At 40.1% G+C, this 16,140-nt stretch carries 16 protein-coding genes and 6 tRNA genes; 5 read left to right on the top strand and 17 right to left on the bottom strand.

From position 1 onward, the window contains the following. Positions 1 to 50: 50 nt before the first annotated feature. The 9 genes from ACGTN9_RS03990 to ACGTN9_RS03950 all read right to left on the bottom strand — a co-directional run bounded on the left by ACGTN9_RS03990 (position 51) and on the right by ACGTN9_RS03950 (position 4,878). Positions 51 to 1,328: an MFS transporter gene (locus ACGTN9_RS03990; RefSeq protein WP_499590769.1), complete on the bottom strand. Its 1,278-nt coding sequence runs from the start codon at positions 1,326 to 1,328 to the stop codon at positions 51 to 53. Positions 1,329 to 1,438: 110 nt separating this feature from the next. Beyond that, positions 1,439 to 2,050, bottom strand: coding sequence for a superoxide dismutase (locus ACGTN9_RS03985; protein ID WP_093045580.1), 612 nt, complete (start codon positions 2,048 to 2,050; stop codon positions 1,439 to 1,441). A gap of 237 nt (positions 2,051 to 2,287) precedes the next feature. Continuing rightward, positions 2,288 to 2,363, bottom strand: a tRNA-Phe gene (locus tag ACGTN9_RS03980). A gap of 41 nt (positions 2,364 to 2,404) precedes the next feature. Further along, positions 2,405 to 2,497 (bottom strand) — tRNA-Ser (locus tag ACGTN9_RS03975). A 10-nt stretch (positions 2,498 to 2,507) separates the two neighbouring features. Next, positions 2,508 to 2,584 (bottom strand) — tRNA-Ile (locus ACGTN9_RS03970). 3 nt (positions 2,585 to 2,587) lie between these two features. Beyond that, positions 2,588 to 2,663: transfer RNA gene (locus ACGTN9_RS03965), tRNA-His, on the bottom strand. Positions 2,664 to 2,695: 32 nt separating this feature from the next. Next, positions 2,696 to 2,772, bottom strand: a tRNA-Met gene (locus tag ACGTN9_RS03960). 8 nt (positions 2,773 to 2,780) lie between these two features. Further along, a tRNA-Asn gene (locus ACGTN9_RS03955) sits at positions 2,781 to 2,852 on the bottom strand. Between the two features lie 391 nt (positions 2,853 to 3,243). After that, complete coding sequence (locus ACGTN9_RS03950) at positions 3,244 to 4,878, bottom strand: Na/Pi cotransporter family protein (protein WP_499590767.1); 1,635 nt, start codon at positions 4,876 to 4,878, stop codon at positions 3,244 to 3,246. 204 nt (positions 4,879 to 5,082) lie between these two features. Between ACGTN9_RS03950 and ACGTN9_RS03945 the strand changes: the two genes are divergently transcribed. Further along, positions 5,083 to 5,580, top strand: coding sequence for a DUF1189 family protein (locus tag ACGTN9_RS03945; RefSeq protein ID WP_499590765.1), 498 nt, complete (start codon positions 5,083 to 5,085; stop codon positions 5,578 to 5,580). A 21-nt stretch (positions 5,581 to 5,601) separates the two neighbouring features. Here the strand turns inward: ACGTN9_RS03945 and ACGTN9_RS03940 are convergent, their stop codons facing one another. After that, the gene (locus ACGTN9_RS03940) at positions 5,602 to 6,246 is read right to left on the bottom strand and encodes an NfeD family protein (RefSeq protein WP_499590763.1); all 645 of its coding nucleotides are present in this window, start codon (positions 6,244 to 6,246) and stop codon (positions 5,602 to 5,604) included. A 127-nt stretch (positions 6,247 to 6,373) separates the two neighbouring features. Here ACGTN9_RS03940 and yqfZ point away from each other — a divergent pair, with 127 nt between their 5' ends. Continuing rightward, entirely contained in the window at positions 6,374 to 6,742 is a 369-nt protein-coding gene (yqfZ, locus tag ACGTN9_RS03935) for a protein YqfZ (protein WP_499590761.1), read from the top strand. A gap of 105 nt (positions 6,743 to 6,847) precedes the next feature. Continuing rightward, complete coding sequence (gene ispG / locus ACGTN9_RS03930; protein ID WP_499590759.1) at positions 6,848 to 7,942, top strand: flavodoxin-dependent (E)-4-hydroxy-3-methylbut-2-enyl-diphosphate synthase; 1,095 nt, start codon at positions 6,848 to 6,850, stop codon at positions 7,940 to 7,942. 67 nt (positions 7,943 to 8,009) lie between these two features. Here ispG and ACGTN9_RS03925 read toward each other — a convergent pair whose 3' ends face one another. After that, positions 8,010 to 8,417, bottom strand: a complete 408-nt coding sequence (locus ACGTN9_RS03925; protein ID WP_499590757.1) for a hypothetical protein — start codon at positions 8,415 to 8,417, stop codon at positions 8,010 to 8,012. Between the two features lie 144 nt (positions 8,418 to 8,561). After that, positions 8,562 to 9,269 carry a lytic transglycosylase domain-containing protein gene (locus tag ACGTN9_RS03920; protein WP_499590755.1) on the bottom strand — a complete coding sequence of 236 codons (708 nt, stop codon included), beginning with the start codon at positions 9,267 to 9,269 and terminating at the stop codon, positions 8,562 to 8,564. 192 nt (positions 9,270 to 9,461) lie between these two features. Here ACGTN9_RS03920 and ACGTN9_RS03915 point away from each other — a divergent pair, with 192 nt between their 5' ends. After that, positions 9,462 to 9,746 carry a DUF2624 family protein gene (locus tag ACGTN9_RS03915; RefSeq protein ID WP_499590753.1) on the top strand — a complete coding sequence of 95 codons (285 nt, stop codon included), beginning with the start codon at positions 9,462 to 9,464 and terminating at the stop codon, positions 9,744 to 9,746. 43 nt (positions 9,747 to 9,789) lie between these two features. On the opposite strand, the gene ACGTN9_RS03910 is transcribed toward ACGTN9_RS03915, so the two are convergent. Both ACGTN9_RS03910 and ACGTN9_RS03905 read right to left on the bottom strand, forming a co-directional pair. Then, positions 9,790 to 10,683: a deoxyribonuclease IV gene (locus ACGTN9_RS03910; RefSeq protein ID WP_499590751.1), complete on the bottom strand. Its 894-nt coding sequence runs from the start codon at positions 10,681 to 10,683 to the stop codon at positions 9,790 to 9,792. Positions 10,684 to 10,707: 24 nt separating this feature from the next. After that, positions 10,708 to 12,027, bottom strand: a complete 1,320-nt coding sequence (locus ACGTN9_RS03905; protein ID WP_499590749.1) for a DEAD/DEAH box helicase — start codon at positions 12,025 to 12,027, stop codon at positions 10,708 to 10,710. Between the two features lie 207 nt (positions 12,028 to 12,234). On the opposite strand from ACGTN9_RS03905, the gene ACGTN9_RS03900 reads away from it, so the two are divergent. Next, positions 12,235 to 13,185: a 4-hydroxy-3-methylbut-2-enyl diphosphate reductase gene (locus ACGTN9_RS03900; RefSeq protein WP_499590747.1), complete on the top strand. Its 951-nt coding sequence runs from the start codon at positions 12,235 to 12,237 to the stop codon at positions 13,183 to 13,185. A gap of 518 nt (positions 13,186 to 13,703) precedes the next feature. Here the strand turns inward: ACGTN9_RS03900 and ACGTN9_RS03895 are convergent. From ACGTN9_RS03895 to cccA, 3 genes are all read right to left on the bottom strand, one after another. Continuing rightward, a complete protein-coding gene (locus tag ACGTN9_RS03895; RefSeq protein ID WP_499590745.1) occupies positions 13,704 to 14,825 on the bottom strand; it encodes a Nif3-like dinuclear metal center hexameric protein in 1,122 nt (373 codons plus the stop codon). After that, positions 14,818 to 15,522 (bottom strand): tRNA (adenine(22)-N(1))-methyltransferase, encoded by a 705-nt coding sequence (locus tag ACGTN9_RS03890; RefSeq protein WP_499590743.1) that lies wholly within the window; start codon positions 15,520 to 15,522, stop codon positions 14,818 to 14,820. The genes ACGTN9_RS03895 and ACGTN9_RS03890 overlap by 8 nt, the downstream gene beginning before the upstream one ends. Before the next feature lie 179 nt (positions 15,523 to 15,701). Then, the gene (gene cccA / locus ACGTN9_RS03885; RefSeq protein WP_499590741.1) at positions 15,702 to 16,067 is read right to left on the bottom strand and encodes a cytochrome c550; all 366 of its coding nucleotides are present in this window, start codon (positions 16,065 to 16,067) and stop codon (positions 15,702 to 15,704) included. Between the last annotated feature and the right edge of the window lie 73 nt (positions 16,068 to 16,140).

Genomic DNA, 16,140 nt, shown 5'->3' with positions numbered 1-16,140 from the left:
AATCATTATAACATCTTCCAAGAAATATAAATAGTTGCCAATGGGGGATATTAAGGGTTTTTACTAGTAGTCATTGTGGTATCTGTGACGTACGCACTTTCTGTTTCCTCCTGTTTACGTAAATCAATGCCTTTCACAAAAAAGTAAATCCAGAAGTGTCCGGATCCTACAATTAACAGGATGAAAGGAATAGCCTGTTCTGGAGTGAACAACGTGATGCCAATCAAGAAAATAATAATAGACAATACTCTTCCTGCATTTAAAAATAGTTCACGCACCACAATATATTCAATCCTCATTTCTGCCGCTTTCCATGACTTACCGATAACATCATAAGTCAAAGAAATGTAGGGCACATACAGTATCGGATAAGATATTCCTATCACTGCCGCATAAATCAACAAGGTTGTGAAGTTTACATTAATTAATAAGATAGAGAGCGCCAGGTATAACGAAACCCCGCCTGCGAAGATCGCCCATTTTCTAAGTCGGGGTTTGATATACTTTGTTGCAAGGAAATAAAGCACAAAGGCACTCCCGGAGTATACCAGATTGAACATACCTAAAGATAATTCACTCTGAGTAGCGATATACACCCAAATGGAAATGACAAATAAAAATGTCCCTTCCCTGAGTCCTTGAAAAATGTGGGCATTCAAGATTTTCCCCCAATTTTTATTGGTCTTACGTTCTTCAAAGATTCGCTTAAAAGAGAAATTCCCTTTCGCTTTTCTCCGCTTTAAAAAGAAGCTTGTGATTACCGCACAAATGAATAAGACGAACGAAATGGTAAAAATCACGGTATAACCTGTAAACGCAGTCATATTAGCGATGATTAAACCGGCTAATATAGGTCCGATCATACCACCGAAAGATTGCAGCAGTCCTAAAAAGCCATTAAAGAAATCACGCGTTTCTGGTTCTGTAATTTCGAATGTCAGCACATTAAAGGCGAGCCAGTAAAAGCCGTAACCAACACCTAATAAACCGCCCAGCAACATATTAAAGCTGGCGGCCTTCTCTCCTACCACCAATACCGTCAAGAAAAACAAGGATAAAAATATTACCCCTGCCCGCAGTACGACAACGCGATCCACCTTCTTCGCGAATTTTCCTGCAAAAATGAAAGTAATGGGCTGCAAAATATAGATACTCAAATTATATAACGCGATCGCTGTATACTCGCTGGATTGCTTCCACAAATAAACATTAACGAATGTATTCGATAAAAAGATGCCCAAGGAATAAAGACCGCCAATTAAAAGCAATAGCAGTAAATCCTTATTCACTTCAGTCGGCCCTAAAAGGGAGTGTAATATTTTTTTCATATCTCCAATCTCCTTTACTGTCCTTCTTTAGTTTCTTCAAATGGATTGGAGATATGCAATTTTATGGGCATGAAAAAAGCGCGGAAATTAATCCGCGCTTTTCATTACTATTATTTAGCATCTTGATAACGCTTAGAAACTTCTTCCCAGTTTACTACGTTCCAGAATGCTTTCGCATAATCCGGGCGCTTGTTCTGATACTTAAGGTAGTAAGCATGCTCCCATACGTCCAGCCCTAAGATAGGAGTTTTTCCTTCCATAATCGGTGAGTCCTGGTTAATGGTATCCATTAATTCGATGTTTCCGTTGTTTACTACTAACCAAGCCCAGCCAGAACCAAAACGACCTTTGGCTACATTTTCAAATTCTTCTTTGAATTGTTCAAAGCTGCCAAATTTTTCGTTAATAGCATTAGCCAAATCACCTGATGGCTCTCCACCACCATTTGGTGACATGATTTGCCAGAATAGAGAGTGGTTTACATGTCCTCCACCATTGTTACGGACAGCATTGCGGATATCTTCCGGTACAGCGTCAAGATTGCCGACTAGATCATCTAATGACTTGCTTTCTAAATCTGCATGGCCCTCAAGCGCATTGTTCAGCTTTGTCACATAGGTGTTATGGTGTTTTGTGTGGTGGATGTTCATTGTTTCCTTGTCAATGTGTGGTTCTAGTGCATCATAAGCGTATGGTAGTTCTGGTAGTTCAAATTTAGCCATAATGAAATTCCTCCTTTTTATAATATGTACCTTAGTGCCTGGAAGCAGTTCCCTGCTCTCAAGCCTCTAATGCAACATTACCAAAGCATCTGAAGTGTTGCAAATATTATGCATATTCTTATTTTCTTTTATTGACCCTGCTTATATAATGTTTCCCAAATAGATTTGCTTAAAACATAATTCTTTTATAGAAACAAAAAAATGCTGACTGTTAGTCAGCATCGCTAGGTATGTAAGTGGTGGCTTGGGACGGAATCGAACCGCCGACACACGGATTTTCAGTCCGTTGCTCTACCGACTGAGCTACCAAGCCGCATTAGTAAACATTAAATATTCTTAACACATGATATAAAATGGCGGAGGAGGAGGGATTCGAACCCCCGCGGGCCGTGAAGCCCCTGGCGGTTTTCAAGACCGCTCCCTTCAACCAGACTTGGGTACTCCTCCGCAAAAAAAATGGTGGACCCTGCAGGATTCGAACCTGCGACCGATCGGTTATGAGCCGATAGCTCTAACCAGCTGAGCTAAGGGTCCACATGGGGCGACCGGTGGGGATCGAACCCACGTATGCCGGAACCACAATCCGGTGCGTTAACCACTTCGCCACGACCGCCATGTTTTAAAATATAAAGTTTTTTGTATGTATGGTGTCGGCGGAGGGGATCGAACCCCCGACCTCACGGGTATGAACCGTACGCTCTCGCCAGCTGAGCTACGCCGACATTGAAGGCTCCACCGGTAGGATTCGAACCTACGACCAATCGGTTAACAGCCGATTGCTCTACCACTGAGCTACGGTGGAATAATATAAAAGTGTATATCACTGAGTTACAAGTTAAGTGCTCGTCATTCAACTCTGTAATTGGTCTTCCTTGCTGAAATAGTACTGTTGCATTCCTCGCAAAGTTTCTTCGGTGATTATTCGATGAGGTTAGCTTCGCAAAGCTTACTCCGAAGTGTTTTCGAAAAGGTTGGCTTTGTTGAAGCGACGAGATATAATATATCATGTATTTCAAAAGGTGTCAATAGCAATGAAAAATTCTTAACCAGTAAGAAAGCAACAAAAATAATATAGCATGTTCAAAAGCTGCTTTCAAGACTAATTTTTATAAATTTGCCAGGTTTTATCGATGGTTTCTTTCCACGTTGAACATAATCAAGACGCACTCAGCTTAACTGAGTGCGTCTTGTTTTTACTGCTCCTCTTCACCAAGCACTTCTTCCGCAATGTTAACCGCATGGTCTCCAATACGTTCCAAGTTACTGATTATATCTACAAATACGATACCAGCTTGACCTGTACATAACCCTTCGTTCAAGCGAAGAATATGCTTTTTACGATAAGTTCGTTCCATTTGGTCAATCTGATCTTCTTTCTGGACAACCGCGAGAGCTTCTTCACGGTCCATCGTTTCTAACGCTTTGGTCGCTTGTTTGACAGTCATAAGCGTCAAGTTGAACATATCATTTAAGTCTTCTTGAGCCTGCCCTGTCAAATCAACTTTGTTTGAAACCTTATAATCGATAAGCTCAATGATGTTTTCAAAATGATCTCCGATACGTTCATAATCTCTGACTGAATCAAGAAGGGCCGAGTGTTTTCTACTGTCTTCATCAGTCAACGGAGCAACAGATAGTTTAACAAGATAATCTGTAATTTTCCGATCTAGATTATTTAATGCATCTTCTAACTGCATTGCTACTTCCGCATGCTTCTGCTTCAGGTTATTGGAATAACTGCTGGCCTCTTCCAACCCTTTATACGCTAAATCTCCCATACGTAGAACCTCTTCTTTCGCCTGGTCTAATGCAAGCGATGGAGATTGTTCAATAAAAATCGGGTCTAAATGTTGTGGTTTAGAATCCACCGCGGAATCCTCACCAGGCACAAGCTTGACAACTACCCAAGCTAACACAGCGATAAACGGGAATTGCAAAATAGTATTAGCTATATTAAATGACCCGTGTGCAAATGCAATGGTCATTTCCGGATTAAGGTCAAGCGTATTTTTGAGCCATTCCGTATACATAGTGAATGGTTTTAATAAAATTAAAAACAGTGCAGCACCTAGCAAGTTGAAGATAACATGCGTGAAGGCCGCTCTTCTTGCACCGACACTGGCACCAATCGCAGCTAATACAGCCGTTATCGTTGTACCGATATTATCACCGAACAGTACTGGCAAAGCTGCTTGTAAGTTGACAAGGCCTTCCCCATACAGTCCCTGTAAGATACCGATAGTTGCACTGGAGCTTTGGACGATAACCGTAAATACAGTCCCTACAACTACCCCAAGAATAGGGTTTTGACTCATATTAAGCGTCAGTTCCTGGAAGGCTTCCAAAGAACGCAATGGCTTCATCCCGCCACTCATCATTTCAAGACCGAAGAATAGTGCACCAAGGCCAAAAATGGTTTGTCCAATGTAAGTAATCTTTTTATTCTTAAAGAAGAAAATCATGAATGCACCTACTGCAAGAATTGGTAAGCCATAAGCCTTGATATCAATACCAATAATAAATGCAGTCATGGTTGTACCGATATTGGCCCCCATAATAACACCGATCGCCTGTCTAAAGGTCATAAAGCCGGCATTTACAAGACCGACCGTCAATACAGTAGTGGTTGAACTACTTTGAAGTAATACTGTCGTAAATGCCCCTGCTATAACTCCCATAAAAGGATTCCTGGTAAAGCGATCCAGCAAGTCGCGCAGATTATCTCCTGCTGTCTGCTGCAAACCGTCTCCCATATACTTCAATCCAAATAAGAAAATACCCAGACCGCCGATAAATTCAAAAATCATTTGTTGAACATCAAATTCCAACGGTTGTCCACCCCTTCTGTTCATCCAAAGTTTTGTTTCTCTTTAAACACCTCTACCATTATTAATGACTTTCAAAACATTTGTAAAGGGAAACTGTCAAATTTAACACTAAATTTACATTCGGTTAATAATTAGATTTCTCTTGTCGAGCCACGTTCCCTGTTTTAATATAAAAGAGGTACATAATCAAAGGAGAATATTTTAATGAGTAAAACACAATTATTGATAAAAAGCTGTTATCATTTCAAACTTATCAGCGCTTTTCGTTTTCAATCGATCGGAAAAGCAATTGGTTATATTTTCTTCTTAAGCTTGATAGTCTTGATTCCAGTACTTTTAAGTATGATTTCCTCTACTTTATTTTCAGCAGGGGAAGAGGCTGGAGGAATAATGAAAGGAATCTCAAGCGGAGTTTTTACAATCATCTTCCTGCCCTTTATCTATTTGCTGATTTCATTGTTATTATTCTGCAGTGCCAGCTTATTGGCTAGCATCGGCCTCGTCTATGTAAAAGCTGGAAACAAGCGAGCAGATTATAAGCAATTATGGAATATGAGTACACTTTCCATCACCGCTCCCACCATCGTTTTAGTCGTGGTTGAATCCTTTCTCTGGTCAGTTTCTTCTATTATATTTGTTTATATTTTTGCAACCGCTGTCTATCTGTTTTTGAGTATGCGCTATATCCCCACAATGAAATGACCCGCCAATCCTTCTGGCGGGTCATTTTATGTCATTATTTTGTTTTTTTGCCACCAATATCTTAGTTCCGTCTACTGATTCTACAATAATAGTTGCACCCCTGGAAATCCATTGACCGTTAGTGACAGCACTATAATCTTTCCCGTTAATTTGTACTGTTCCCACCGGACGCATATCTGTCTGTGCGACACCTACCTCGTTCAACAAACTCTTGTAGGTTTCATTCATGGTATTATAACCAGCTTCTGTAGATAATTGGTCAATCAATGTAATTTTAGACCACATATCTCTTCTTTTAAATGCCTTTAAAAAGAAAAGGGAACTAGCCCCCCCGAGAATTACACCAATGACACCATACAAGCCAGCAACCCAATTAGGTGAGCTGAATCCTACTGCAATAATCATACAAACGGCACCTATCGTAGCTAAGGTACCATCATTAATCAATTTACCATCAATGATAATTAAAATGAGACCGATCAAATAAATCAACATCATAAGAATAAACATACTTGGGGAAAGAAAGGAGTAAAAGAATACAGTGATAAACCCCAACCCTAATATTCCAAATAAACCCCGTGCATTGACAAGCAGCTCCCCAACCAAAAACAACGTCCCAAAAAACGTAATTAGAAAACTTACCCAATCATTTTGTAAAATTCCCATGTTTACACGCCCTCTCCGTACTTTAATCATATATACGAATTACATATAATATTTGTTTCAAAAAAGGAAAGTTTTTAGTATAGGGCGAATAGTACACATATATCATTTAATGGGGGTGACTGTTAGTGTGAAGAAATTGGGATTATTTATTTTAATAATACTGCTTTTAGTCAGTTTATACAAAGACTTGACTGTCGGTACTACGATCAACCGAAGCGAATCAGATAATAAAGTAAATACCACAGAGGATCCTCCACCTCCACAGGCAGACATACTCGAGCCTCCGTTACGTTTCAACCAAAAGGTTCCAGTTAAAGTGAAAGCTGGAGATACGGTACTTTCTATCATGGAACAACTCCACAATGGTGTGTATTACCATCCTATGGATGATATGCTTGAAGATTTTCAACAATTGAACCCTGGTATAGACCCCTCCAGTCTTACAATTGATAAGGTTTATTATTTTCCATTATATGAAAAAGCTCACTTAGAATAGATAATCTAAGTAATCTTACTTCTCATTTAAACATTTAGGCATTATAATAAGGGATGGTATAAAAAAATACCCTTCAATGTGAACAAACAAAGGAGCGTTTCACTTATGGCAATTACGCATAGAAAAGATACCCGGCCAGTCAGAGTCGGCGATTTGATAATTGGTGGTTCGGACCAGGTTGTTGTTCAATCCATGACTACAACAAAAACTCATGATGTAGAAGCTACAGTAAACGAAATTCACCGTTTAGAAGAAGCCGGATGCCAAGTTGTGAGGGTAGCATGCCCAGACGATCGTGCTGCGGATGCCATCCCTGAAATTAAAAAACGTATTAATATTCCACTAGTAGTTGATATACACTTTGATTATAAAATGGCATTGAAAGCAATCGAAGGCGGAGCAGATAAAATTCGTATCAACCCTGGAAATATCGGCCGCCGTGAGAAAGTAGAGGCAGTGGTAAATGCCGCTAAAAAAAGAGGCATTCCTATACGTATCGGAGTAAACGCTGGATCGTTAGAAAAGCATATCCTTAAAAAGTATGGCTATCCAACAGCAGATGGTATGGTAGAGAGTGCCTTACATCATATCAAAATTCTTGAAGACCTTGATTTTCATGATATTATTGTTTCCTTAAAAGCCTCAGATGTCCAGCTTGCCATTGAAGCTTATACAAAAGCGGCTGAAGCAATTAAGTATCCATTGCACCTTGGTATTACCGAATCCGGCACACAATTCGCTGGAACTGTAAAAAGTGCGGCGGGGCTTGGTGCTATCTTAAGTAAAGGCATCGGCAGTACACTGCGTATTTCTTTAAGTGCCGACCCGGTGGAAGAAGTCAAAGTCGGGCGGGAATTACTGAAATCATTTGGGCTGGCTGCCAATGCTGCTACCTTGATTTCCTGCCCTACATGCGGTCGTATAGAAATCGATTTGATTTCCATTGCAAATGAAGTGGAAGAATATATATCAACAATAAAAGCACCTATAAAAGTAGCTGTACTTGGCTGTGCAGTAAATGGCCCAGGAGAAGCTCGTGAAGCAGACATCGGAATCGCAGGGGCCCGGGGCGAAGGTTTATTATTCCGTCACGGTGAAATCATTCGTAAGGTACCTGAGGACATCATGGTGGAAGAATTGAAAAAAGAAGTAGATAAACTTGCTGAAGAGCATTATAAGAAACAAAAACAGGAAGCATAAAAAAATGAGCCCATTGGGCTCACTTTTTTTATTGACAGGAAACCAGCTTACCATCGCTTGTTTACACCTAAAACGGGTTGAAGAAGAGTGATAAGAGAATCGAAGCCACACCAATGAATATAGCTGTGTTACCCAAGGTTTCGGCCCCTCTTCTCCTTGAGATGAATCCAAGTACAATCCCTGCTCCGCCCATAAGGATAGGAGCGAAGAATAAAGACAACCCCGCAAGTATCAGAGCCAACCAGCCCATGCCGGTTTTCACTTCTGTTTGCATTTCTGTCTCTTGTTCTTCAGTTTTTATGGTTTCATTGGGACTCATCGCAAGTTCTTGCGCAAACTCTTCTTGATGCTCCTGTGCTCGATAAGGCTCGTCATGATAAACCAGCCCCTGTTTTTCTTCCTGCTTGTTGTCATCTCCATAATGAGGTCCATGTTCTACCTCATCATAGGTTGAGCGCTTGTTGGAATCATCCATTTTGACACCCTCGCTTTCTTTATGGAGATTCCTTCATATTGTCTGCAGGTTCCCTTTAAACTTACAAGGTAATAATTACATGACTAAGAAGTAAAACAAAAAACGTTATTGAACAGGCTGTATCCTGTCCAATAACGTTTTTAGTCAATTGGCTGAAGCGAATGTTGGATGCGTTTCTGCGTTTTCTTGTATTTCAACCGCATACCAGCTTCTCGCGTGTCCGTTTTTTTCCTTATAATTTTCTAAACCGCCCATTCCACGATGATAAGCTGTCAAGGCTTCATTCCAGTTACCATATTTCCCGTGCAGGTAATCCAGGTATATCATCGATAACTGCATAGAATAATACGGGTCGAATAATAATTCATCTTTATATGGAAGTCCTCCCATGTCAGCAATCCATGGAGCGGTGTTTTTCATGAATTGTGCCATGCCATAGGCTCGCCCATATTTCGTAGCCGGCCCAACCAATTCAGGGTTAAATGTGTCACCTGTCTCCACTTTTAATAACTCATAAACCAGAAATGGGTCTATTTCATACCGTTCTGCTTCTCTGACAAGATACATGGCCCAGGATTTCTTGAATCTTCCCTGGCTCTCTTTTACTAAGCGATCTGCTGTCAATTCCATCTCGTGCCATTCATAATATCCTTCTTCAAGCTTTTGTGATTGTTTTGGCGTGGCTGACAGCGCACTGTCTGCTGCGATTTTTTCATTTGTTTCCTCTTCTACAGAATCATTACCTTCTGCAGTAGTTTTTGAATCATCTTTTAAAATATGGGTAACAAAAAAGAATAAGCCGACAAGGAACACGGTTGCTCCAATTTGGATCATTTTCTTTAATGATTTCATTCCTTCACTCCTTATAATGAGTACAAATTCCGCTTCTTTACGAATACACTAGAGAAATGGACTCATCAACCGATACTAACGGACTAGTTGTTAGAAAGCAATTGATAAACGTTATATTCCTTAACTTACCATTCACGTTTCCATTATGTAGGAATAAGTTGTAAAGAGTATTCGTGTCGAGGAGGTTCAGCTATGAAAGATATGGCACAACATATAATTACCCAAAAGTTGAAGCAGTTAACCACAAAAGATATATTAAAATATAGCGACAAATTCAATATACAGATTACCAAGCAGGAAGCAAACCAGATTATCAAAGAATTAAAACAGAATAATTTTAATCCGTTAAATGCCAGCGAACGCATGGCCATGTTAAAGAAGTTAGCTGCGATCACTAGTCCTGAGACAGCAAAAAAAGTGAATCGTATTCTTCATCAAATGGCTAAAGAATACGGTGTGAGTCACTTACTTAAATGAAAAAGCGCACCACCTCTCCAATTTCGAGGTGGTGCGCTTTTTATTATTGTTGCGTGATTTTATCTTTTAGGTCTTCATCAAAAGTTTTAGCTTTCAACATTTCGATTTCAAATTTATATGGAGGTTTCTTATTTTTCTTATCTTCTCCCACATAAGGAGTTTCAAGAATTTTAGGCAAATCCTTCAATTGAGGATGATGAACAACGTAACTAAGTGCATCAAAACCAATATGACCAAACCCGATGTTTTCATGACGGTCTTTGGCTGCGCCGCGTTCATTTTTACTATCGTTAACATGAATAACTTTCAGGCGATCCAATCCGATAATCTTATCAAACTCTTCAAGGACACCATCGAAATCATTGACGACATCATAACCGGCATCATGAATGTGACAAGTATCGAGACAAATGGATAATTTGTCATTCATTTCTACGCCATCGATGATCTTAGCTAATTCTTCAAAGGTCCGGCCGCATTCCGAGCCTTTACCTGCCATTGTTTCTAAAGCAATCTGGGCTTTTTGGTCTTTATGCAGCACTTCATTTAAACCAGAAATGATCTTGTCTATCCCCTGGTCTGCTCCTGCACCCACATGAGAGCCCGGGTGCAATACAATCTGTTCAGCACCGATGGCTTCTGTCCTGAGGATTTCATTTCTTAAAAAGTCGACACCTAGTTGAAACGTTTCCGGCTTTGTCGTATTGCCTACATTGATAATGTATGGAGCGTGAACAACAATGTCGCCAATTTCATGTGCTTCCATATGTTCCAGGCCAGCTTCGATATTTAATTCTTCTATCGGTCTTCTGCGTGTATTTTGTGGAGCACCGGTATAAATCATAAAAGTGTTTGAACCGTAGGATGCTGCCTCTTCACTTGCTCCTAACAACATCTTTTTCCCCTTCATTGAAACGTGTGAACCAATCTTCACCATAACACTACACCTCTGTCATCGATATTATTTCTTCTTAAAATTATTTCTCTTTAATTTTTTCATGTTCTTTTCCGCTTGTTGCTTCATTTTCTTTTTATATCCAGGCTTTACTTTTTTCGGTTTTTTCACCATATTCCATGCCTGCTTTTCAACGGTTGATTCTTTTGTTTTTTCACGTTTTTGCCGTTCGTTGTAAGGTTTTACTTCTTTCCATTCTCCATTACGGATATCATAATAATCGAATGAAATACCTTTCTTCTCTAAACGCTGGACCAATGGAAGGTCGTAATCGTTAAATAGGTTGATTGCCGTACCCTCCAGACCGGCACGAGCCGTTCGACCAACACGGTGGATATAAAACTCTTCTTCCTTTGGCATCTGCGCATTAATGACATGGCTGACCCCTTGAATATCTATTCCACGCGAAGCAAGGTCAGTTGCAACAATATATTGGTAGCGTAAGCTTTGTAATTCTTTCAACATCCGTTTTCGTTCCCGGGGAGATAGTCCCCCGTGAATGACCCCGACTTCCAACCCTTTTTCTTGCAATTCTCCTGCAAGACTATCTGCATGCTCTTTTCCATTGGTGAAAATAATTGCCAAATACGGCTGAATCACTTTAGAAATATTTATGATCATTTCGGAAGGAGAGCGATGACGTAACGGAATCAGTCGATGCTCCATTAAAGCAGGTGAAGGTGTTTCATCCTGAATATGAATATAAGTCGGATTAGCGAGATATTTTTTCAAAAATGGCTGAAGTCGTTCAGGTATAGTTGCTGAAAATACCAATAGTTGTACTTCAGGTTTCATTCGAATAAGTATTTGATCGACATCGTCGATAAAACCTAAATCAAGCATCAAATCAGCTTCATCCAATACAAAAGCGTTCGCCTGGTGCAAATCAAGCGCTTCGTCCTTCACTAAATCCAGGATACGTCCGGGAGTTCCCACAACAATATGTGGCGGTTCTTTCAATTTTTCCACTGTTTTCTGCTTATCTGTCCCTCCGATAAGCAGCTTCGCTCTCCAGCGATGGTCTTTTTCAGCAAAATGGATGCTTTTACGCACTTCATCATATATTTGGATAGCAAGCTCCCGTGTTGGAGCTGTTATGACAAATTGAACATGATTTTTTGTTTCGTCTAAATCATTTATCAACGGCAGCAAATAAGAATGTGTTTTTCCCGATCCCGTATGGGACTGGCCGATTATGCTCTCTCCTCTTAAAGCCGCTGGTATAACCTGTTGCTGAATGGGAGTCGGCTCGATAAATCCATATTTAGAAATAATATCACTGACTACTGGATGGATAGCGAACTGATTGAACTCATGATTTTTCATATAATTACTCCTTTTTATAGACAAGTTCAGAGTGACCCTGAACTTTGCAGGTAAAAAAACTTCCTTCCTCATTATAGTAGACACAAGCAACAATTGCACGCTTATAAACAGCTCTTCTTTGTCATCTTCCACTTTTCCCTTTATAATGAAATTGATGCATGCAAGAAAGATGATTTATTTTTATTTTCAGAGGGGGAACCAACAAGCATGGAAGTAATTAAAATAGCACCGCGCGGTTATTGCTATGGGGTGGTCGATGCCATGGTAATCGCCCAAAACGCGTCTAAGGACCCCAATTTACCACGTCCGATATATATTCTAGGTATGATTGTGCATAACACACATGTAACCGAAGCTTTTAAAGATCAAGGAATCATTACACTGGATGGTAAAAATCGTTTAGATATATTAGAAGGCATTAATGATGGTACAGTGATTTTCACTGCCCATGGCGTTTCACCAGAAGTGAAAGAACGCGCCAAAGAAAAAGGATTGACCGTCCTGGATGCCACCTGCCCTGACGTAACTAACACACACAATTTGATCAGAGATCGTGTGGCTGAAGGATATGAAGTCATTTATATTGGTAAAAAAGGCCACCCTGAGCCTGAGGGCGCAGTAGGTGTAGCACCAGGAAAAGTACACCTCGTCCAGACCGAAGAGGATGTCGAGCAATTGGATGTTGAACATGATAAATTATTGGTTACTAATCAAACTACCATGAGTCAGTGGGATGTTTATGATGTCATGGAAAAAATTAAAGAAAAATATCCGCACGTTGAGCTTCATCAGGAAATATGCATGGCGACTCAGGTTCGCCAGGAAGCAGTATCCGAACAGGCAAAAGATGCTGACCTAACCCTGGTGGTCGGTGACCCACGGAGCAACAACTCCAATCGTTTGGCACAAGTTTCTAAAGAAATTGCAGGTACTGAGGCTTATCGTATTGCTGATGTTACCGAAATTCAATTAGAATGGCTGCAAGGAGTCGAAAAAGTAGCTGTAACTGCGGGTGCTTCTACTCCAACACCAATCACAAAAGAAGTAATAAAGTTCATTGAGCAATATGACGAGTCTGATGAAAACACTTGGATCAGAGAATCTAAGGTAGAACAAAAGAAGATTTTACCCAAAGTCAAAACTAAGAAAAAAGCGTAAGTGATGCCCAAAAGCACAAGCGCCTAACTAGTTTTTAAAAAAGCGGTCTGTGTGGAATTTAATTTCCATACAGACCGCTTTTCGTCTAATTTCAAGTGGTTTGTACCCTCTATTCCTTCATTAGTTTAACGATTCGTTTCACATTAACCGTGAAAATCGCCATCGCACTGACTCAAATGCATGGATAATTGACGGTCTAACATCGAATCCTCACTTTTATGTATTGCTTTCATTGTACAAGAAAAAAGAGTGACTTTCTTTTATAAATCAAAGAAAATCACTCTTTTTCGTTTTACCTCTGTTGCTTACACGATGAGCGTTCGGTGGAGACGCCTGCGGGAACAGCGCGAGCCGAAGATCCACTTGGTCAAGTGATCTTCTTGACCAAGTTAGCTGAGTCCGTGCCCGCGGCAAGCATCCACCGACAAGCGATTCGTGAGAATCAACAACAAACTTTAATAGCTCTTTTAGATTAGAAAGGATTTTTTCAGTGGCCTCCAATAAGGGCAGCCTTTTCCTTATATAAATTTGAATGGTTCGGTATTCGCTTCAGAAATATATACGTTCAACTTGTCTTCTTTTTGATTGAGCTTTTCATCTAAATAAGTTTTCACAGCTATTTTCATCACTTTTTCTACATGGTGGCCTGGATCTACTACCTTTAATCCAATCTCCTCGGCCTCTTGAGCGGGATGAAAGGTCATATCTCCTGTCAGATATACATCTGCTCCTTGACGCTTAGCATCATAAATATACTTTTCCCCGCTTCCCCCTAAAATGGCAACCGTTTGTACCGACTCTTCTAAGTCCCCAATTACCCGAAGGTTTGGTACATCCAAGTTCTTCTTAATATGCCCACAGAAGCTCCTTAACGTCATTTCCTCATTTAATGTACCGATTCTGCCAATACCATAGGAGTCGCCTTCGTTTTGCAATGTATAGACATCGTATGCTACTTCTTCATAAGGATGGGCTTCCTGCATGGCTTTTAACACATTTGATAGTTTGGAGTGTGGCAATAGGAACTCGACTCTTTGTTCATCAACGATTTCCATCTCTCCACTTTTACCTAAGAATGGATCTGCGTCTTCTGTCGGCATAAACCTTCCTTTTCCTGGCATGCTGAACGAAACATTACTGTAATCACCTATATGTCCGGCTCCTGCATCATGCATCGCATGTCTCAATTGCTCAGCATGATCTTCAGGTACGAATACAATGAGCTTGACTAACTTATCCTTCCCGGTTTCAAGAAGCGGTTTTGTTTCCGACAACTCTAAAGCCTGTGCTAACGCATCGTTGACACCGCCCTCTGCTATATCAAGGTTGGTGTGTGCCGCATATACGGTAATTTCATGCTTGATCAGCTTTTGGATGACACGGCCTTTTGGTGTGTCTGGATTTATTTGGTTCAACGGCTTAAAAATGACGGGATGGTGAGAAATAATCAAGTCTACTTGTTTCTCCACAGCCTCATCTACTACATTTTCCAATACATCTAATGTAACCATGATATTTTTTACCGGCTTATTCAACGTTCCTATTTGTAAACCTACCTTATCCCAATCGAAAGCTAAATGCTTCGGTGACATTTGTTCAAAAACTCGAATAACTTCATTTCCAGTTATTGTCTCAGTCATCCTTCAAAACCTCCTCGATCCATAAAATTTCTAATTCCAGTGCAGCGATCTTATCGTTATCAGTATTGGCTGCCTTTTGTATTTCTTTTTTCACATACTCTCTTTTTGTTTTTTCCTCGATCCATTTCTTCTTAAATACGGGAGATTTTTCATTCATTAAATATGGACCGAATAAAATTTCTCTTTCTGAATAATGCAATTTCTTTCCAGTATCATTTTTTTCAGCTACAATGACTTCATAAATGTGCCCTGCTTCTTCGATTATTTCTTCAGCTGTTATTTTATAATTGTAGTTAAAGAACCATTTACGCAGTGATTTGGCATCTACATTCGGCTGAACGATAATTCGTGAAGTACGACCTAATTTCTCTTTTCCTTCCTCCAGGATATTTGTGATCAACGTGCCACCCATTCCTGCTATGACTATCTGGTCCACTTCATCATTAGAGAGTACTGAAAGACCATCTCCTTTGCGGACTTCAATCCGGGCAGACAAATCATTGCTTTCCACTTCCTTTCGAGCACTTTGAAATGGGCCTTCATTCAGTTCTCCTGCTATTGCCGTCGCGGTTGGATCCTGAAGGCAAACATAACAAGGAAGGTAAGCATGATCTGAGCCGATATCTGCAAAATTCGCTCCACGAGGGAGATAGGAAGCTACCACCTGCAGACGTCTGGATAATACCTTTTCATTCATTTGACTTCCTCTTTTCTCTCAAACTAAACATATTTTTTAGAAAAACTTGGCTTATCATCAAGTAATTATGGCGACACACTTAGTGTTATTTATAATTTTATCATTAACAAAGTTATGATCTCTTAGAGTACAAAAAGAAAAGCCTTCTGAAATTTCCAGAAAGCTCTCTTTTTATCACATTATTTCTTTTCTGCCAGCCATTCTGCCACAACCGACGCTTCCTCAGCTGGGATAAGACCTGCCGGCATAGCTTGTCCTTTACCATTTTTGATGATATCTTGTATCTCTTCTTTAGAATACTTGCTGCCTACCGTCTGCAATGATGGACCATTTCCACCAGAAAGATCAGCTCCATGACAGCTGGCACAGTTGTTTTGGAAAATATCTTCAGGGTTTGCGCTTGCCTCTTCCTGCTTCTCCCCTCCATTTTCCCCTTCATTCTTAATTGCTTCATTTTGGCCGACCCCGACCCAAGAAATGATGAACATTGTTAAGATCCCTATAACAGCAATCATTGCGAATGGGATAACTGGATTTCTTTTCATGTGTTCATTTCCTCCTTATGTAGTCCCATATATATCTTTCTCTAAAATACAAACTATATTTATTTTACTTGAA

The organism is Halobacillus sp. B23F22_5, from assembly GCF_043497085.1.
Taxonomy (GTDB): Bacteria; Bacillota; Bacilli; order Bacillales; family Halobacillaceae; genus Thalassobacillus.
This window is presented reverse-complemented; position numbering and strand designations above follow the sequence as displayed.